The organism is Cohnella sp. GCM10012308, from assembly GCF_042649185.1.
GTDB lineage: Bacteria > Bacillota > Bacilli > Paenibacillales > Paenibacillaceae > Cohnella.
This window is the reverse complement of record NZ_JBHRYU010000034.1, coordinates 1-19,970: the sequence shown is the minus strand read 5'-3', so window position 1 is coordinate 19,970 and position 19,970 is coordinate 1. Positions and strand designations below refer to the sequence as shown.

Genomic DNA, 19,970 nt, shown 5'->3' with positions numbered 1-19,970 from the left:
GCGCCGCGGCGGGCGCCGGGCTCTTCTTCCTTTATGAACCGTGCGAGGCGGAGCCGGAGACGGCCTGCATCACTTCCTGCATCGCCTCCGACAGGGTCGGATGCGGATGAATGGCGCGGCCGATCTCCCAAGGCACGGCATCCAGCAGCTTCGCTAGCGAAGCCTCGGCGATCAGATCGGTAGCATGCGGACCGACAAGGTGCACGCCCAGCAGATCGCCCGTCTTGCGGTCGACGACCGCCTTCGCGAATCCTTCGGGTTCCCCCTGGACGAGCGCCTTGCCGAAAATGCGCATCGGCAGCTTGGCCGCGCGCGTCTCGAAGCCGGCTGCCTTGGCGTTCGCCTCTGTCCAGCCGATAGCCGCCGCCTCCGGCCGGCTGTAGATGGCCCGCGGCACATCCCGGTCGGGCGTGCGGGGAATCGGCTGGCCGAGAATATGGGCAACCGCGACCTCCGCCTCGTGCATCGCCGCATGGGCCAGCTGCACGCCGCCGATGACGTCCCCGACGGCGTAAATGTGCGGCTCGCCCGTCTGCAGCGTCGCCGTGTTGACCGTCACGAAGCCGCCGCTCGCCTTGACGTCCGTATTTTCGAAGCCGAGGTTCTCGACGTTGCCGACGCGTCCGACGGAGACGAGCATGCGCTCCGCCTCGAGCGTCTCGGCGTCGCCGGCGGCCGTCTCGATGCGCACGGAGACGCCTCCCTCTGCCGATACGCAGGACGAAGCGTCCAGCTTGGCGCCAAGACGCAACTTCACGCCCCGCTTCTCGAGCTGGCGAGCGAGCTCCGACGAGATATCCTTGTCCTCGCCGGGCAGCAGACGGTCCGCCGTCTCGACGAGCGTCACCGCCGTGCCGAAGTCGACGAGCAGCGACGCCCACTCGACGCCGATGACGCCGCCGCCGACGATGATCGCGCTGGCCGGCCGTGACGGCCACGTCAATGCTTCGTCGCTCGTTACGACGTTCATGCCGTCATACGGCAGCCCTTCAAGTTTGCGCGGACGCGATCCCGTCGCCAGGATCAGATGGCGGGGCACGACGGTCTCGGACTCTCCGTCCTCGAGCTCTACGGCGATCGCGCCCCCGCGCGGAGAGAAGATGGACGGGCCGGTCAGCCGTCCGGCGCCGCGGATGACCTGGATCCGGTTTTGCTTCATCAGCGCCTCTACGCCCTTGTGGAGCTGTCCGACGACGTCTTCCTTGCGATTCATGACTGCGCTCCAGTCCACGGTGACGTCATCTGCCGCGGACAGACGGACGCCGTAAGCCGCTGCGCCCCTAACCGTCGCGTACACCTCGGCGCTGCGGAGCAACGTCTTGCTCGGAATGCAGCCGCGATGCAGGCAGGTGCCGCCCAGCTTGTCCTTTTCAACAATGGCGACGCTTCGTCCGGCCTGTGCGGCGCGGACGGCGGCCGTATAACCGCCGGGACCGCCCCCGAGAATGGCGACATCGACTTCGATTGGCATGAAGGTACCTCCGGAAATTAGGCTTTGAAACAGCACGGATATGTATATAGAGCTTGGCGCCGCTTAATGGAACGCCGATGATCGCTTCCAGCTGGTCCTCCCATTATAACGCCTCGCGCCTCAACAAAAAAGCTGAGCCGCCTGGGCGCGTGCACGGCTAAGCAAGACCGAGTAATCTGCTAGGTCGGGGCTAGCGACGAACTAATCATCAAAAATAAGAATTGAAACAGAGGCCCTGCGCCCTTCCTGCCTCAGGCAGCGGCCGATCGCGGACTTGCAAGCGCGATTTTTCGTGCCGGCGTTTGACGGATTTATTTGCGGTATGGTCGGTTGTCCGATGCTTATCAAGTGGCTTTTTAGCAATTCTAGTCCCGGATTTCCGCCGAACCTAAAAAAACAGCTAATACTTGGCAAACCTCCGAATTTGGCGGGATTTTGACTAACTGATATACTTTTGTGTGCATAGAAAATAACCGTCGGGGAGCGCCCTTACGGTTATTTAGCCGTACCGACGGGTCGGCCAATGTCGCCCGCGACGTTCTTTTGCGATAATGCCTGCAAATTTACAGCTATTTTTGCCGAGGTCTGCCCTTTTGGACTGGATACCTGCAAATCCGCAGTTATTTTCCTGTATCGAACCGATTTCCGGCTTATGCTTTAAATTTACCTGTATATTTGCATCCTTTTCATGGTGTGTCGTCGGTCCGGAGAAAATACCTGTATAAAGGCAGGTTTTCAATCCCGCAACGCGACAGAAAGCTCCAGCATGCTAAATACGCGCTTACATGCCCAACAATCGCCGATAAATTCGAGAAAAACCATCAGGACGTTTTTTACGCATCCGAAAGTCCCCATCCTACAAAGTCCTTCATGGTGGCCGACAACCATGCGCCGCTTGTAAAGTCTGGCGTTTCCCGCAGCACGATCAAGTCAGGGGCCTGCGCCGCTTCTCCGGCAGGACGATCATGCGCCGGCAGCGCTCCTGCATCGCCGCCAGGCCAGACGCCGCCGCCCGGCACTCGCCGCCAGCGGCCTTCCGCGTCCTCCACGCGAAGGTCGTAGACGAAAGCCATGCCGCCCCAGGACTCCGGCACCTGCCAGGCAATCTCCGTGAAGGCGATCCTGGAAGCCAGCTCCGCTGCAGAATTGCCGCCGCGCAGCGCCGCGGCGGGCAGCGCGCCTTCTGCCAGCACATGCTCACCGGCTCCGCTCGAGTCGGTTTCGCCAAGCGCATCGTCGCCGGCCTTATTCCAGGTTTCGCCGTTGTTCGCATTCCAGTTCTTGCTCTTGTATGCATTGCCGAACTCGTCGTTGTCCGCATTCCCGACCTCGCCGTTGTCCGCATTCCAGTTCTCGCTCTTGGATGCATTCCCGACCTCGCCGTTGTCCGCATTCCAGTTCTCGCTCTTGGATGCATTCCCGACCTCGCCGTTGTCCGCATTCCCGTTCTCGCTCTTATACGCCTTCCTGTTCTCTCCCTCGTCCGTCTTACCGCTCCAGCTTTTCATGTCATAGCTGTCTTTCTCATCAAAGCCGTCTTTCACGTCTTTCCCGCCGCCTATGTCTCCGCTTCTCTCCCCGTCCGAGCCGCCGACCGACCGCACGGCGAGCCGATACCTGCGTCCCGGCACGCCATAGATGCCAAGCGTCGTCGTCATTCCTGCAACCGCGCGCTTCGGCCCTTCGAAATAGAACGGCGGCTCCGCAGGTAAGAAGCGTTCGGCCTTTCGCCAGTCCGCTCCGTTCGCCGCCGCCCTTCGGTATTGACTGACGCCGTCCAGCGCCAGCGGCTCTCCTAGCGCCAGAGCCTTCAGGCAAATCAACGCGTTCTCATACGGATCCGTACAATTGTTGTGCCCGTACCGGTATCCCAGCTCGTGCTGGAGCGGGATGCCCGCCGCTCGCGCCGCGGCCGCCCAGGTCAAAGCTGAGCTGCTGGCCGTGAACGGATCGTGCGTCGGCGTATTCAGCCAGATCTGCGTGCCCATGGCGCGCAGCGCGGACAGCAAACGCGCCGACGTCGGCGCGAACCGCTCCCCGATCTCGGCTTCGTCGGACGTGCCGAACGTGTTCGCCCGGTACAGCTCGACGGCGGTTCTGCCTGCCGCGTCCCGCCAGCCCGGAAACCATGCATGCTTGAAGCCCGTGTCCCCGCAGATCGCCTGCCACCGCGCCGGATACGTCGCGTCCAGCAACCGCTCGGCCCGGCCGTATAGCGATAGCGGCGGCCCGTAACAGACCGCGTAGCGGATCCGGTAACCGCGCGCCTCGGGATTGCTCGCGGCGAGCAGCGCCGTCAGCCCGCCGCGCGAACCGCCTACCGCGACGATGCGGTCGGCATCGACGCGGTAGGCGTCCGAAGCCGCGCCGAACAACGCATTCATCTGCGCAAAAGCGGAGGCATGCTGCGTTCGGGTGCCGATCGCGCCGCCGCCGTTCCACAAAATGCCGACCGCGGATTTTCCCGTTTCCGTTAGCGTCCGGCCGATCATGCGGAGCAACGGCGGGCCGCAAGCCGCGAACGTGCTCTCGTTCAGGTCGTAATAGCCGGAGAACACGGCCGGGTAGGCAGCCTCCGTCTCGCCGGGCCAGCCCGGCGGCAAAATAAAGGAGGCCAGGTGCGGCGGGTCGCCGAATCGGCCCAGCCGGTGCCCGCTGACGATCTGAAACGCCTCGACATGCCGCAGCGGACCGGGTCCTTCCGGCGCGGCATTGCGGAAGACGACGGGATAACCGAACGCTTCCAGCATATCGTCCGACAGCCGGAGCGCAATCTCTTCCTCCACCCCGAACAAGCTGTAACCGGCGCCGATGTACCGGTCAAGAGAAGGCGCGCGAAGTGCCTCGCCGCCAGGATGGGCCCAGTCTTCCGCGACCAGTCCGCTGCGGTCCGACGCGTATAGATAAGGGCTGTCCGGATCGGAGTCCGCCAGATCGAGACGGCTCTGCGCGGCTCCAGCCTCCGCGTCCCAGATCAAGCGGCCAAGCCCGTCCACGCCCCCTGCGCGCATGCCTCCTCCGCCGCCGTTCAGCGAAGCATCCCAGTGCGTCGCAACCGGAAAATCGTTCAGCCAGTCCAGACATACCATCCGCGCGGTCCCGCCTTTACCCCCTTCGACGAAGTAGCTTTTCGAATCGTCGCAATAGGACGGCGGCTCGAAAAAAACGTTGCCCGCCGCATCCTCGCGATACGCCGCAAGCCCCAGCGAGCGCCCTACTATCCGTTCGTGGACGGGGACGCTCAGCCGGTCGCCCGACCGGCGGTCATCGACGATAGGTTTGCCCACCGCCGCATAAAGCGTGTCGGCGTTCGCGTTCAGTTCTCTCATCCGAATGGTCGTCTCCTCTCGCGCCTTCATCGTGCCGGCTCTGCATCCCACAAAAGTCGCCTAAGGACTGCGGAAGCTTGCCCGTGAGCCGCCCGCGGCGGTTCGATGCGCAAATCGTACCATGTCCCTCCCCCGCCCGCACCCCGACAGGCTGCGAAATAGTTTGCATTTCTGCGCTGAGCCGCCTTTCGCAAGGAAATAGGATACGGCCGTCGAAATCCAATTAGCAGAACGAACGACTGAGGTGAGCAACATGTTGAAAGCGCTTATCATCGACGATGAATACTGGGTTCGCGCCGGCATCCGCGATGCGATCGGCTGGAACGAGATGGGCGTCGAAATCGTGGGGGAAGCGGAAAACGGCGAGGACGGCCTTGAGCTGGCGCTGCGCCACGAGCCGGACGTCATCGTGACCGACGTGCGCATGCCGCATATGAACGGCCTCGAGCTGATCGCCGCGCTTCGCGAGCGCAAGCTGAACGCATCGATCATCGTCCTGAGCGGATACGATGAATTTCAATACGCCCAAGCCGCGATGCGCCACGGCGCTTCGGCTTATTTACTGAAGCCCATCGATCCGGCGGAGCTGGCCGACAGCGTTTGCCGTCTCGGGCAGGAAGCCCGCGAGCGGCTGGCAAGCCGGGAGCTGGTCGGCAGGCTAGTAGGCGAGCTGCCTGCTTTGGCGCGGCAATATTGGCTGGATCTGCTGCAAGCGGCGCCCGCCGACGAGGCGGAAGGCGAGCGCAAGCGGATCCTGCTGCAGTTGCCGGATCTCGGCGCGACGCCGCATGCCGTCGCGCTGGTCGCCCGGCACTCGCCTGCAGCGGGCGGCTCAAGCGGCGAACGGCTCGGCGAGCCATTGATTCGCGGCGCTCTGGAAGCGAACTCGGTCCACGCTTCCGCGCTGCTCCGGCTTGGCATCGACCGCTGGGCAGTGGCCGCGGCATGCGCCGGCAGCTGGGAGACCGCCCTTGAAGGGCTGCGGGCGTTCGGCAGGTCGCTCGCTGCCGCAGCGAGGGCGGCCGGCTGCTCTGACGTAGCCGTAGGCATCGGCACCCCGGCCGGCAGCTTGTCCGAGCTGCATGTCTCCTGCCGGGCGGCTTCGGACGCGGCGGCCAAGGCGGCCGCGGAAGTGACCAGCGTGCGTTATGCCCTCGACGAAGGCGGCGCGGGGACGCGCAGAGAGATCCGCGAGGCGCTCGCTTATATGCGCAAGCATTACGCCTCGAACGTTACGGCGGAAGCGATCGCCGCGGAGGTATTCGTCAGTCCCACGCATCTCATGCATTTATTCCGCAGAGAGCTGAACAAAACGTTGTACGAGTGCCTGACCGAGTTCCGGCTCGAGGAAGCCAAGCGGATGCTGCGGGACGGGCGCCACCGCGTATACGAGGTGTGCGAGCTCGCCGGCTTCGGCGATCCGAAGCATTTCAGCCAGCTGTTCAAAAAATTGACCGGCATGTCGCCGAGCGATTATGCCAAGTCCCATGTCTGAGCGAACCGGCCTGCTGCGCAGGCTGAACGTGAGAAGCCGGTTCGCGGTCGTCGTGCTGATCGGCTTGACGCTCCATTTAACGCTGCTGCTCGTCGTCTTCAATCTTTTCTCCGGACGATATTTGACCGGCAGCCTGTATCGCCATGTCGAACAGACGCACCGGCAGATCGGCCTGAGCGTGGAGCTGATGGTGGACGATATCCAGATGCTGTTTTTGCGTTTTCTCGTGAACGCCGACGTGTACAAGACGATGGGCGACGAGGCGCTGAGCGCGGCCGAAAAGCGCGACCGGTTCCGCACGCTCGCCATATCGCTCACGGACGGCAACGACTGGATCGGCGACGTCTTCGTCATCGCGCAGGACGGCGAAACGTACCGGATGCTGCCGGACGGAACGGTCGTCGAGCGGCCCGACGACCTGCTGCTTCATCGCATAGGCAGCACAGGCGCGCCGGTCGTCGGCAGCGTCAAGCACGGACTGAGCGGAGAAGCTTATATTCCGTTCGGTCAGCAGTACCGCAACTTCAATACGGGACAGACGATCGGCGAAATCGTTTTTTACGTCAAAGAGTCGGCCTTTTACGCGCTCTACGGGGATAGCCTGGACGGGCTCGGCTATTCGTTTATCGTCGGCGGAGGGGACCGTCTCATCTCGCATCCCGACAAGTCGAGACTCGGGGACGATCTCCCGGCCAGCGACCTGTACCATCCCGCTCCGGCGGCCGGTTACCGCAAATTTCGCCTGGACGGCGATCCTTATTTGCTTATCACCTATCCGCTTGACGACCGGCTCGCCGCGCTCGGCATCGACTGGAAATTCGTCAGCGTCGTCTCCGCCCCGCATCTGCTGACTGCGGTGTCTGAGGGCAACCGGGCGGCGGTGCTGTTCGCCGCGCTGACCTTTCTCTTTTTGCTGGCGCTCTCGTTCTATCTGGCGAGCCGAATCACGAATCCCGTGCTCAGGCTTCGCCGCAAGCTTGCCGCGTACGGCAAAACGGGGCTTCGGCTGGTAGACGAGCGCGGCAGGCGGGGCGATGAGATCGGGGAGCTGGAAAACAGCTACTATCAAATGGTCGAGCGGATCAATCAGCTGCTGCTGCAAAACGACGAGGAGAAGGAGAAGCAGCGAAAGGCGGAACTGGTCGCGCTACAGTCGCAGATCAATCCGCATTTTTTATACAACACGCTCGACGCCATCGCCTGGATCGCCCGGCTGAAAAAGCAGCCCGAGATCGAGCGGATGATCTCTTCGCTCGCGACTTTTTTCCGGATCAGCCTGCATAAGGGCGACAAGTTCATTCCCGTGGAGGAAGAAATCAAGCTGGTGCAAAGCTTCGTCACCGTCGAATCGATGCGGATCCCGGACAAATTCGAGATCGGCTACGACGTGCCGGAGGAGATGAAGCGGATTCCGATTCTGAAGCTGCTGCTGCAGCCGCTCGTAGAAAACGCGATCAAGCACGGGATCGGCGAAAAACGGGGAAAAGGCCTTATCCGGGTCACGGGGAGGATAACGGCCGAGGAATACGTATTCGAGGTCGATGATGACGGCGTCGGCTTCAAGGGTGGCCAGGCGCTGCCCGGTCCCGACGAGAATGCCCTGTTCCGCAGCGGCTACGGCTTGCGCAACGTGGAAGAGCGCATCCGGCTCGAGTACGGCGCCGGCAGCGGTCTTACCGTGCGCAGCGAGCCGGGCGCGGGCACGACCGTCGTCGTCCGGCTGCGGCGCGACTCCGCCGCGTTCCGCAGGTAGCCGCGGGTCGCTAGCCGCTCATCGTGGCGCGCATCCGGCGATAAAGCGCGCGAAGCGGCAGCGTCAGGCTGAGCGAGAGCCGCCGCGCGAGCCAGACGAACAGCAGCGCGGTCGCGACGTCGACGAGCACGAGCAGCCAGCGCAGCATGGCAAGCTCGTCCGACATCCGCTCATCTGTGATGTAGATCGCAATCCGGTCGTCGGACAGCGGCAGCGGATAGCCCATCATAACGGCATCGTCCGACAGCAGCACCGACGTCTCCCCGCCTTCCGCCGCAGGAAAAGGACCCTGAAGCGCATCGATCCTGCGTAGGCTGTCGTCCAGCCATTGGCCGTCCGACGCGATCAGGTACGGCACGATGCGGCCGTATACCGTGTCCGGATCGGATTTGAACAACGCCATGAGCCGGGGCAGGCTCGCTTCCAGCTGCAGCAGGCCGACATCCCCGTTCGCGCCGCGGATGCGCGCCATATAAAAAAGACTTTCCCGCGGCTCGCCGCCCCATGAGGTGAAGTACAAGGTCGACGGATCGAGAATCATCCAGCCGGCTGACGCGCCGGACGCCCAAAAAGTCGCCGGACGGCCCTCCAGCCGGTCGAGCGTCATAAGGCCGCCCAGGTGGCCGGACGTGTACGTCTCGCCGTGTTTGCCGTAAAGCGCGATGCTGACAATATCCAGATTGGACGCGCGCAGGCCGTCGAGCTCCGGCTGGATCGAATCGTCCACCTGACCGGAAGACAGCGCCTTCGCGACCACCGGTTTGTTGATCGCGACCTGGGCCGTTTCCTCCAGCCACCGCATATAGAGCCGGGCGTTTTTAAACTGCTGCCCGGTATACTGGACGGCCATGCCCTGCAGCGTATCGGCCCCTTTGGAAGCCATCGTGCGAAACAAAATCCAGCTGGACGCCAGCACATAGATCAGGACGGCTCCGAGCAGCAAGCCGACGATTTTGCGACCCAGGCTTTTGAACAACGCCGTCCCTCCTCCCATGCCGTGTTCAAGCCGGCTGCCCGGCAAGACATCAGGCCTTCGGCGCGAAATGCGCCGAAGGCCTTGTTGTCGTTTTCGGTCGTTATTGACTTTACTGGCTCAGCTGGCCTCACTGTCTTCTTTGGCTTTAATTGCTTGACCCGCTTAATCAGCCTTACTGGACTTTGTCGAGATAATCGCGCTGGAACTCGGCGGCGGCCTTGTCGAGCAGCGCTTTCGGATCGGCGTCCTTTTTCGTGAGCACCGCCTGAATGACGACGTCCAGCGTCTTGTAAAGCTCCTGCGCGTTGACCGGCGGCTCCGGACGGAGCCCCTGGGTGCCGTTGTCCATATAATCGCGGAACAGCGCCATGTTCACGTTCGTGTATTTGTCGACGATCTGCTGCTCGGCGGCCAGACGGTCCGGATCGGTCCAGATCTGCAGGCCGTGCGGACCGATCGGATACCCTTGGCCGGATTGGGCCTGCAGGTTCGTCTCGAGCGCGGCAAGCGCCTCCGGCGATGCTTTGGGCGAAGTGCCCCGCAGCTCCAGCCATTTAAAGGCCGCATCCAGCTGCTCCTGCGAAGAGCCCGGGGCGAACATGTAGAGCCCGCCGCCGAGTACGGCCGCGTTGCCCTTGGGACCGGCCGGATTCGCCGATAGCGCGAGCGCATCCTTGGACATCTTGGCGTTAAGCACGAGCGGCGCCATGAACTCGTACATGCCGAAGCTCATCGCGACCTGATCGGTACCGAATTGCATCAGCAGGTCGTTGGTATCGACGAGATTGTTGGCCGGAAGCACGTCGTATTTCCATTTCAGGTCCTTCACGTACTGCAGCGCCTCTACCGCTTCGGGCGAGTTGAAGACCGCTTTCCATTTCCCGTTGTCCTGCGTCTCGAAATCCGCGCCGTACGCCCAGGCGATGTTCATGAAAAACCAGCCGCCCTGGTTGTTTTTCGTCGGGAAGAAAAAGCCCGCCTTGCCCGTCTTTTTCTTGATCTCGACTGCCGTCTGCGCGAGCTCGTCGTAGGTCTTGGGAAACGCAGGCGCGCCATCGGCGCCCAGCAGGCCCGCTTCTTTGAACACGTTCAAGTTGTACATCATGCCGATGACGTACCCGTCCTTGGGCAAGCCGTAGTACCTGCCGTCGCGCTCGACGAGCTTCAGCAGGTCGGGATTGATGCCCGTGTCGAAGCCGTAGGCTTTGACCTGGGCGGTCACGTCCGCCGAATACTTGGCTTTGATGATCTTGTCCGCCTCGGTATAGTAGGAGTCGTACAGCGTCGGCAGCTGGCCGCTGACGGCCTTCGGCAGAAACGAGACGACGTCGTAGCCCCACTCGTCCTTGTCGATCGTGACGTACGGGTACTTCTCCTTCATTTGCCGCTCGGCATCCTCGAAAACCTTTTTGTTGGCATCGTCGTTGGGCTTCGGCCAATTGCCGATCTTGATCTTGACCGGCGCCGGCGCCGCGCTCTCGGTCGGCTGGGCCGACGCGGAAGCCGTGCCTGCGGCAGTCTCCGAAGGAGATGCGCTCGCCGAGCTTCCGCCCGATGCGGACGGAGCGGCCTCGTTGCTGCCGCCGCATGCCGCGAGAACGGTCGCGGTCATGGCCAGCACCGCTGTCATCGCAAGCCATCTTTGCTGTTTCATCATCGTTTATCCCTCGCCTTTTCTATTGTATAAAGCGCTTACTTACGTTGCAAGAACAGACTATCATATCGCTTCCTGGCGCTATAGGAGGCAATACTGAGAAACGGTTCGGAATGTTGCGCATTCGCTAGCCTTTGATGCCGCTGAACGTGTAGCCTTGAATGATATAACGCTGGAACAGCATGAACAGGAGCACGGGCGGGACGATGACGAAGGCGAGCGCGATGAATTGCAGGTCGATCGGCATCATGCTTTTCATATTGTAAATCGCGACGACGACCGTCCATTTGGCTTGATCCTTCAAGATCATGTACGGCCAGAAAAAATCCATCCACACCGCGTTGATCGTCATGATCGTAACGGTCACGATCACCGGGACGCTAAGCGGCAGCACGACCTTTGCGAATACGCCGAGCTTGGTCGCGCCGTCGATACGCGCCGCCTCCAGCAGGGACAACGGAATGTTGTCGAAGAAGCTTTTGAAAATCAAAATGACGACCGGATTGACCGCCGCCATCAGCCACATCGGCCAGTACGTGTCGATCAGGTTCAGGTGCAGCAGCGGAAAATCGACGATATTGTTGAACATCGGCACCATTCCCACCGTGTTCGGCAGCAGCATCGTCCAGACGACGAGCGTGAACAATACGGCGCTGCCTCTCGGCTTCAGCTTGGAAAAGAAATAACCCGCAAGCCCGTTGAACGAAAGGCAAAACAGAACGGAGCCACCCGTCATGACGGCCGTGTTGGCATAATAGCGCATGAACTGCAGTTCTTTCCAGGCGCGGCCAAGCTTGCCGATATCGAATGTCTCGGGCAACAGCGTAGGCGGCATCCGGTAAAATTCCTTGATATCCTTGAGGCTTGACACCATCACCCAAAGCGACGGGAATATGCAGACGACGGCCAACGCGATCATGAACAGCATGAGCGCGGCATAGAGCAGCCGGATGCCTGGCGATTTAAGCTCGAGGGCGCCGATGATGCCGCCTCTGACAGGCTTGGACATGTGCTAGCCCTCCTTATCGAATTTGCGGTCAAGCCGGAAGTAGACGACCGTCAGTACCATGAGAATGAGGAACGTGATGACGCCAAGCGCCATCGAATGACCTGCCTCGAAGTAGCGGAAGGCATAAAAGAAGCTTTGCAGCATCAGCGTCATCGACGCATTGTTCGGTCCGCCTTCCGTCATGACGAGCGGCTCGTTGAATACCTGGAATACGCCGCTGATCTGCAGGATAAGCATGAGTCCGATGATGTTGGAAATTTGGGGCATCGTGATGCTGAAAAGCTTGCGCAGAACGCCGGCGCCGTCGATCGAAGCGGCCTCATACAGCTCCGGGTTGATGCCCTGCAAGCTCGCCAGATAGAGCAGTACCGATCCGCCGAAGCCCCGCAGCGTCATCGTGACGACGATTAACGGGATCGTCAGGCGCTCGTCCTGCAGCCACTCTTGGGCGGGGATGCCGACGGCGTGGAGGATCATGTTCAGCACGCCGGCCTCGCCGGGCTGGAACAGCAGCACCCATACCATGGACGCCGCGATCGCCGGCACCATGCCGGGAAAGAAAACCGCGAACCGGAAAAAGCTCTGGCCGCGCCTGAGCTCGTTAATGACGACGGCGACCGCGATCGGAAAAGCGAAACCGATAACGAGCGACCAGAAAACGTAAGAAAACGAATTGATGAGCGTTTGCCTGAATACGGAGTTTGAAATGACGTCGACGTAATTTTGCAGACCGACGAATGACGTAGCTTTGTAGCCCTCCGTTTTAAAAAACGAAAGCGCGATGCCTGAAACGAGCGGCTGCCAGGCGAAAACGAAAAACACGAGAACGGTCGGCACGACGAGCAGCCAAGACGACCATTCACGGATGAAATAACGGCGCATTGCAGCAGGTCCTGACCGGCGGGTCCCCGGCTGCGCGCGCGTCTGCGCGGAATTGAGCATGATGTCCATTTCCTTTCTGTCGTCGGTTGACGGGATCATCTTGATGATAGCGCTTCCGGAAATCGATCGATACCCATGAGCCTGCGATTTCGTTTGACTGGCTGCGAACTCGCCGCAGGCGACAAAGCCCCCCGTCCGACGAATCGGAACGAGGGGCCGTCACTTGCGGCTAATCAGTTGGTTTAAGGCGCTGTCAAGGCATCGTAGACGTCGCGATCGACGACAAGGCTCAGTTGCAGCTCGTTTGCCGCTTCGTCGATTCGGGACGCATAGTCGGGCTCAGTCAATCCGCCTAACGCTTGTTTCAGCTTCAAATCGAGATTGGAAAGGAGATATTCATAATACGTCGTTTCCTCGAATTGCAAGGGACCGTATACGGCTTCGCCCCTCGACTTGGCTTCGTTTCGTCTCCGGTTTTCAGCCGTTAGCATAGCGCTCAGTTTGCGATACCCGTAATCGGAATCGATGCCGAATCGCTTCGCCAGCGTCTGCTTGGCTTTAGCACGGATGGCGCCGGAAAGCGCCTCTTTCTTTAATGCTTCCAGCGGCGTCCGGCCGTTAAACGATTTGTTCCAATCGTCCGGCAGAACGAGCTCTCCGTCGCTTTTACGATACGCACCGATCACCTCGCTTCGTTTTAGCCGCATCCATAGCTTGAGCTCTCCGGCTTCGATCGCCAGATCGCCGGCCTTGGCGACGACGGCGTAATCGCCGGTTGCAGGCCGCTCGTCCGTCATGTCGGAGGATCGTTCCGCCTGGACGAACGCGCTGATCAACAAAACCGCCCAGACGAGCGCGACGGCGACGAATGCGCGTCGGCGAAGCGGGTGCGGAACTGCCGGCCGCAGGCTTTCCATCAGGTCGTCAGGCTAATCTGGCTTAGCTGCGTGCCGTAAGCCGAAGTCGTGTCGCTGAATTCGACCTTGAGATAGTTCGTTCCGGAAGGCAGGTTCGCGGACGGCGTATAGGTCGTATAGGACCAGCCGTTGGCGACGAGCGTCGGCGGCGCGTATACGCTGGGAACGACCGTCCAGACGGTGCCGTTCGGCGAAGAATAAAATTTAACTTTGGACAGATCGATCGAAAATTCGTAGATGAGCGCGCTGAACTGCCTGGCGTTCGGCAGACTGTAAACGAGCTCCGCCGTCGCGGTCGTATTGCGGGTAAATCGGCCGGTATCGCCATTAAAATAGATGGCATTGGAAGCGTCCACCCGCCAATTGGACGCCGCGCTGCGCGAGAACGTATAGCTCCAGTCGGATGCCGGATCGACGTAAGCGGACGCCTGCGTGATGCCGGGTCCTTCGGAAAAGCCACGGCTAGGCGCGTCGGTCGCGCTGACGGCATTGCCGAAGTAATCTTTGCCGCCGTTGCCGGCGATGACCGTCCCGCTGTACAGCGCGGGCGAGCCTGTCTGAAGCCTGTAGCCGACCGGCGACGACAGACCTGCCGGCGAAGCACCCGGATTCGTCAGCTTCGGATCGTTCGTCAGCTTGTGCGCGTCCGACGGTTCGCTGGCGGGATGATTCCCGTAGAACAGATTATAATCGAACGTGCCGTTGTTGCCCGGCGGGCGCTGCCACGTACCGCTGCCGAGGTTGTAGACGATATTGTTTTTAAACGTCCAGGAGCCCGGATTCGTGCCCGGACACAGATCGCAATAGACCGGGTTGGCTGCGGAGGCCGCGCCGATGTAAAACGTATTGTTGTATATGTTCGTCAGGTCCGGCAGCCCCAGGGAGAAGGTGATCAGTCCTTTCTGCCCGTTCGCGCCGTCATTCGCGCTAATATTGTAGCGCACCGTATTCCGCGACGAATAACCGTCCATCAGCAGCAGGAAGCCGCCCTGATTATCGTGGCTGTAGTTGTATTGGACGACCGCGTTGGTATGGCCGTTGTCGACGTCGAAGCCCTGCCCGTCCGTGCTGTTCAGCTTCGTGCCGAACGCTTCGTTGTACTGAACGACGGTGCCGTCGCCCATCGTCGGCCAGATGCCCGCGCTTGAATCCATCGAATATCCGGGCATCGAACGCTGTCCTGCGCCGTTCGACACGTTATGCTGGATCAACGCGTTTTTGTAGCCGTACACGAGGATCGAGTCTCCGTCGGGCCGCGTCACGATGTTGTTTTCGACCGTGAGCCCCGCTCCCGCCTTGTTGGCGTCGATCGACACGACGCGGGTGTTGAAGCCGTCCGGCACGTTGACATACTCGGAGGTAAACGAGTAGTCCCACACCGTAATCCCGTTGCGCCCGACATCCGTCACGGCGTTGCCGCCGATATAGACGTTGGCGAAGGCGTCGGTATCCTGCGCGGAAAATACGGTAATGCCCGCGTTAATATGCGGATCGATCGTCCCGTTGCAATTGTAGCAGCCGTTGACGCCATGCACGTCATTGTTTGTAATCGTGATCCCGTTCAGGCGCTTGCCTGCATTGTCCCCCTTGACCAGAATGCCGTAGCGGGGTACGCCTGTCGCATTGTCCGATCCGGAATTGTTCGTCACCTCGAGACCGTCGATCGTCCAGTACTCCTGGTTCAGCAAATAAACCGCGGCGCCTTGCGCGAGGCTCCCTCCGTCAATCAGCGGTTTGGCGCCGGTCCCGTAAGAGGAGATCGTCACGGGAGTCGCGACGCCTCCCGCGAGCGCGCCGGAGCCCTTCGGATACAGCTGGCCGTACCATACGCCGCCCCGTTTGAATAAAATTTGATCGCCTGCCGAAAATGTCGTGGCATTGACCTTGGACAGCGTCTTCCACGCCAGAGCGGGACTCGTGCCAAGATTGGCGTCGTTGCCCCCGGCAGCATCGACATAATACATATTTCCCGCCGCATGGACGATGGACGGTCCGCCTCCGACCGACGCTCCTCCGATTGCGACAGCGAACAGTATAGCGGCCAGGCCCGTGCGAATAGCTTTTTTCCAAGCTTCCTTTACCTTTACCTTCATCTTCACTTCCCCTTTCCGTTCAAATTGGCTTGCACCTTCATATTAAGCGCTTACATTTATGTGCCGACAGGTGCGAATCCTGGCAAACGGTTTGATCTTTTGCGAATTCCTCGTCAAAGCCGCCCAGTTCCCGCCAATTTTGTTAAAAGCGAACGATCTTGTACGAATTCGACCTTTCCGTTCTCGTTTACAATAGACATATTCTCGATAAATCGCTATCATAGGAACATAGAACAGGAAGGTGGACATGACCGTTGAAGCTCGTTATCTCGCGCTTGATCGCCATTCTCTTGCTCGTCGTGCCCGGCCTCGCCGCCGCCTACGGCTTCCTGCTGATGAAGGACGCCTTGTTCGATTATTTCGCACAGTTCGGGAATGTCAGCCTGCCCGATCCCCATTTCGACCTTTGGCACTTCCTGCTCGGCTTCGTTTTGTTTCTCGCCGGCGTCGGCTTCATCGGCGGCTGGATCTTTTTCCGCGATCGCAAGCACAACTACGTGTCGCCGCGCTTCCGCGCAAAGCGTCCTCCGCGCCCTCCGCGGGACGGCAGCAAGACGGGCGGCCAATAAAATTATTAAAGAAACAGCGCCTTCTGCTTTACGGCGCTGTTTTTTTGCGTTTCGCGCAAATTCGCGCTCTGCTCACGTAACGCCTTCTTCCGCGGAACCAGCCTTGCGGTAAGCTCTCGGCGTACAGCCATAGACGCCGCGGAACAATTTGATAAAGTAGCTGAAATTATCGAACCCCGCCTCCATCGCGACTTCGGAGATCGTCAGATCGGATCCGGCGAGCCTGCCGGCCGCATACCGGACTCTGTAGCGGTTCAGGTATTCCACCGGCGTTTTGCGCATGTACGCCTTGAACATGCGGCTGAAGTGGCCCTCGCTCATCCCGGCTACGTCCGCCAGCTCCCTGAGGCTGATTTTCCGCGCGAAATTCGTTTCCATATAGGTCAATGCCTGCTTGAGCCGCTCCGCCGCGTGGCTCTCGCCTTCGTCCGCCGGCGAGCGGGATAGCCACTGCCCCGCGCCGATCAAATCGGCGATCAGATTGAGCAGACCCGCCTTCACTCTCAGTTCGCGCGCGGGATCCAGGGCATGCTCCAGCCGCTGAATGGCGGCAAGCGCCTCGATCGCCGCCTCGCCCCATGGCGTCCCGGACGTCCAATAGAGCGGCGGTCCCGAGCGGCCGCGCTGCAGCGGACGCAAATAACGCGCGGACATCGCGTCGTCCGGACCGCCGTCCAGCCAGCCGAGGTCGAAGACGAGCGCTTCGTACGCGCAGTCGGACGCTTCGAGCGGGTATCCGCCGTGCAGCAGGCCGCCGGGTATGAATAAGGCCTCTCCTGCGGACACTTCATAGGTTGACAGTCCGATCTGGAACACCGCGCGACCGGACGTAACCCTTAGAAATTCGATCTCCTCGTGCCAATGAAAATCGAGGATGCCTTCTAAGGGCGTACGCGCTTGCTGGTAGAAACCGACCGGAAAGCCCGGCGTGCCGTGCCTGCGGTCCTCTTTTAACAATTTATTGTCCATGGAATCGCAGCCGCCTCATAATCGTGTTATTAATAAGCATAATATTGCAAGAAATTCGATAAATCAATCGGTATTATGTTACTCAAAGAGAGCGTTTTCCAAGCGCTCGAACAGGAGGTCCGATTCATGAAATTCAGCAACGGCTACTGGCTGACCCGCGAAGGCTTTGAAGTGCTGACGCCTCACGAAGTGCATAGCATCGATATCGCGCCGGACAAATTGACGGTGTTCGCGCCGCATCGCCATCTCGAGCATCGGGGCAATACGCTCAACGAGGCGCTTACGACGATTGAATTCGACTCTCCGATCCCCGACGTCATTCGCGTGAAGCTTTACCATCACAAAGGACGCAAACGGCTGACGCCTGGCTCGTTCCCGCTGACGAGCGGCAATGAGGGCGCTCCCGTAACGATCGAGGACAACGAGGATCGGGTCACGCTGACCAGCGGCGATACGAGCGTCACGATTACGAAGGCGCATCCGCTTCGCATTACCTACTTTTATAAAGGCCGCAAGCTGACGGGAAGCGGATTCCGCCAGACCGGGTTCGTAAAAGGCGCGGACGGCGTTCATTATTTTCGGGAGCAGCTCGATCTGGCTGTCGGAGAGACGGTATACGGGCTCGGCGAACGCTTCTCCGCTTTCGTCAAGAACGGTCAAAGCGTCGATATCTGGAACGAGGACGGCGGAACGGCCTCCGAGCAAGCTTACAAAAACGTGCCGTTTTTCGTCACGAACCGCGGCTACGGGGTTTTCGTCAACCACCCGGAACTTGTTTCTTTTGAAGTCGCTTCGGAAAAAGTATCGAAAACGCAGTTCAGCGTGCAGGGCGAACAACTCGAGTATATGATTGTCGGCGGCCATACGCTGAAGGATGTGCTCGCCAACTACACGTCGCTGACCGGCAAGCCTGCGCTCCCTCCGTCCTGGACGTTCGGACTGTGGCTGACGACGTCGTTCACGACGAATTACGACGAGGAGACCGTAAACAGCTTCGTGGACGGCATGGCGCAGCGCGATCTCCCGCTGTCCGTCTTCCACTTCGACTGCTTCTGGATGAAGGAATACCAATGGTGCGACTTCGAATGGGACGAGCGCGTATTCCCGGATCCGAAGGGCATGCTCGATCGCTTGAAGGCAAAGGGACTCAAGATCTGCGTCTGGATCAACTCGTACATCGCCCAGCGCTCCAAGTTGTTCGACGAAGGCATGGCGCACGGCTACCTGCTCAAGCGCAAGGACGGCAGCGTCTGGCAGACCGACTTGTGGCAGTATGGCATGGGCATCGTGGACTTTACGAATCCCGACGCCTGCCGCTGGTACGGAGACAAGCTGCGCGCGCTCGTCGACATGGGCGTCGACAGCTTCAAGACCGACTTCGGCGAGCGGATTCCGACGGAAGATGTCGTATACTTCGACGGCTCGGACCCGCAACAGATGCATAACTATTACACGCAGCTGTATAACAAGGTCGTATTCGACGTACTCGAGGAGAAAAAGGGGCGCGGCGAAGCGGCGCTGTTCGCCCGGTCGGCAACGGCCGGCGGACAGCAGTTCCCCGTGCACTGGGGCGGGGATTGCGAAGCGACGTTCGAATCGATGGCGGAAAGCCTGCGCGGCGGCTTGTCGCTCGGCCTCTCCGGCTTCGGCTTCTGGAGCCACGATATCGGCGGCTTCGAGCAGAGCGCTACGCCCGACCTGTACAAGCGTTGGGTCGCCTTCGGCCTGCTGTCCAGCCACAGCCGCCTGCACGGCAGCACCTCGTACCGGGTGCCTTGGCTGTTCGACGAAGAAGCGGTCGACGTGCTGCGCCGCTTCACCAAGCTAAAGGCAAGTCTTATGCCGTACCTGTTCGCCCAGGCGGCCGATTCCAGCCGGTTCGGCCTGCCGATGATGCGGGCGATGCTGCTCGAGTTCGGCGAAGACCCGGCCTGCGACTATCTGGATCGCCAGTACATGCTGGGCGACTCCCTGCTCGTATCGCCGATCTTCAATAGCGATGGGGAATCGGCCTATTACTTGCCGAAGGGCAAATGGACGCACTTCCTGACCGGCGAAGTCGTCGAAGGCGGCTCATGGCATCGCGAGACTTATGACTACATGAGTCTGCCGCTGTATGCCCGCGAAGGATCGCTCATCGCAGTCGGCGCGACCGACGACCGTCCGGATTACGACTACACGGACGCGGTGACGCTGCACCTGTTCGAGCTCGGCGACGGCGCGTCCGCCGCCGCCGATATCGTCGGCGAAGACGGCGCAGTACGTCTCACCGTCACTGCAGTGCGCAGCGGCGGCACGATCTCGGTCACGGCATCGGGCGAAGCCGCAGGCAGCGCCGACTGGTCGATCCAGCTGCGCGGGATCGAGGCGGTCCGCAGCGTCTCCGGCGGCGAGGCGTCCGCGGCGACGGACGGACGCGGACTGAACGTGCGCCGTTCGCAAGGCGATGGCAGCATTACGATCGAGCTTTAAAACTTGCATGGAAGTAACGAAGGAGCCGCCCTCTTGTCTGAGGGGCGGCTCCTTCGTTTTATCAAATCGCTATAACTTTCTTCGCGGCTTTTTCTCCATTGATGTTAACTTCGCCGCTAAACGGCGGTCTAGCGGACCCCAGATCCCTTATTTTGCGTTAGCGGCTTCAAACGGATCGTTACGGACAGGAAAGCCTTTATTTCGCTTATTCGCAGATGAATCCCGCCACTTTTGCGACAATAGCGGAGCCTGTGTCACTAGTGTTGCATTAAAACTAACGCATTAAATTTTTAATCAATAAATTACTATATTTTCTATTTCGTGTTACTTTTTTCGTGGATAGGCATGAAAAAATCTCCTATTGTAGAGGTGTGTAGGTTG

The 19,970-nt window shown here is 60.3% G+C and carries 13 protein-coding genes; 4 read left to right on the top strand and 9 right to left on the bottom strand.

Annotation, left to right across the window (positions count from 1 at the left end; translation table 11 throughout):
• Positions 1–31: 31 nt before the first annotated feature.
• Positions 32–1,471: a dihydrolipoyl dehydrogenase gene (gene lpdA / locus ACFOTD_RS27625; protein ID WP_378123179.1), complete on the bottom strand. Its 1,440-nt coding sequence runs from the start codon at positions 1,469–1,471 to the stop codon at positions 32–34.
• An 833-nt stretch (positions 1,472–2,304) separates the two neighbouring features.
• Positions 2,305–4,800 (bottom strand): alpha/beta hydrolase family protein, encoded by a 2,496-nt coding sequence (locus ACFOTD_RS27620; protein WP_378123178.1) that lies wholly within the window; start codon positions 4,798–4,800, stop codon positions 2,305–2,307.
• A gap of 253 nt (positions 4,801–5,053) precedes the next feature.
• Here ACFOTD_RS27620 and ACFOTD_RS27615 point away from each other — a divergent pair, with 253 nt between their 5' ends.
• Positions 5,054–6,295, top strand: a complete 1,242-nt coding sequence (locus ACFOTD_RS27615; RefSeq protein WP_378123177.1) for a response regulator transcription factor — start codon at positions 5,054–5,056, stop codon at positions 6,293–6,295.
• A complete protein-coding gene (locus ACFOTD_RS27610; protein ID WP_378123176.1) occupies positions 6,288–8,048 on the top strand; it encodes a cache domain-containing sensor histidine kinase in 1,761 nt (586 codons plus the stop codon). The genes ACFOTD_RS27615 and ACFOTD_RS27610 overlap by 8 nt, the downstream gene beginning before the upstream one ends.
• Positions 8,049–8,058: 10 nt before the next feature.
• Here ACFOTD_RS27610 and ACFOTD_RS27605 read toward each other — a convergent pair whose 3' ends face one another.
• The 6 genes from ACFOTD_RS27605 to ACFOTD_RS27580 all read right to left on the bottom strand — a co-directional run bounded on the left by ACFOTD_RS27605 (position 8,059) and on the right by ACFOTD_RS27580 (position 15,579).
• The gene (locus ACFOTD_RS27605; protein WP_378123175.1) at positions 8,059–9,024 is read right to left on the bottom strand and encodes a hypothetical protein; all 966 of its coding nucleotides are present in this window, start codon (positions 9,022–9,024) and stop codon (positions 8,059–8,061) included.
• A 172-nt stretch (positions 9,025–9,196) separates the two neighbouring features.
• On the bottom strand, positions 9,197–10,681 hold the full coding sequence (locus ACFOTD_RS27600) for an ABC transporter substrate-binding protein (protein ID WP_378123174.1): 1,485 nt from the start codon (positions 10,679–10,681) through the stop codon (positions 9,197–9,199).
• A 124-nt stretch (positions 10,682–10,805) separates the two neighbouring features.
• On the bottom strand, positions 10,806–11,687 hold the full coding sequence (locus ACFOTD_RS27595) for a carbohydrate ABC transporter permease (protein ID WP_378123173.1): 882 nt from the start codon (positions 11,685–11,687) through the stop codon (positions 10,806–10,808).
• A gap of 3 nt (positions 11,688–11,690) precedes the next feature.
• Positions 11,691–12,629: a carbohydrate ABC transporter permease gene (locus ACFOTD_RS27590; RefSeq protein ID WP_378123172.1), complete on the bottom strand. Its 939-nt coding sequence runs from the start codon at positions 12,627–12,629 to the stop codon at positions 11,691–11,693.
• A 182-nt stretch (positions 12,630–12,811) separates the two neighbouring features.
• A complete protein-coding gene (locus ACFOTD_RS27585) occupies positions 12,812–13,486 on the bottom strand; it encodes a hypothetical protein (protein ID WP_378123171.1) in 675 nt (224 codons plus the stop codon).
• A complete protein-coding gene (locus ACFOTD_RS27580; RefSeq protein ID WP_378123170.1) occupies positions 13,486–15,579 on the bottom strand; it encodes a right-handed parallel beta-helix repeat-containing protein in 2,094 nt (697 codons plus the stop codon). The genes ACFOTD_RS27585 and ACFOTD_RS27580 overlap by 1 nt, the downstream gene beginning before the upstream one ends.
• Before the next feature lie 254 nt (positions 15,580–15,833).
• Between ACFOTD_RS27580 and ACFOTD_RS27575 the strand changes: the two genes are divergently transcribed.
• Complete coding sequence (locus ACFOTD_RS27575; RefSeq protein WP_282908316.1) at positions 15,834–16,148, top strand: DUF2627 domain-containing protein; 315 nt, start codon at positions 15,834–15,836, stop codon at positions 16,146–16,148.
• Positions 16,149–16,220: 72 nt separating this feature from the next.
• Here the strand turns inward: ACFOTD_RS27575 and ACFOTD_RS27570 are convergent, their stop codons facing one another.
• Entirely contained in the window at positions 16,221–17,117 is an 897-nt protein-coding gene (locus tag ACFOTD_RS27570; protein WP_378123169.1) for a helix-turn-helix domain-containing protein, read from the bottom strand.
• A 126-nt stretch (positions 17,118–17,243) separates the two neighbouring features.
• Between ACFOTD_RS27570 and yicI the strand changes: the two genes are divergently transcribed.
• On the top strand, positions 17,244–19,589 hold the full coding sequence (gene yicI, locus ACFOTD_RS27565) for an alpha-xylosidase (protein ID WP_378123168.1): 2,346 nt from the start codon (positions 17,244–17,246) through the stop codon (positions 19,587–19,589).
• Positions 19,590–19,970 lie beyond the last annotated feature (381 nt).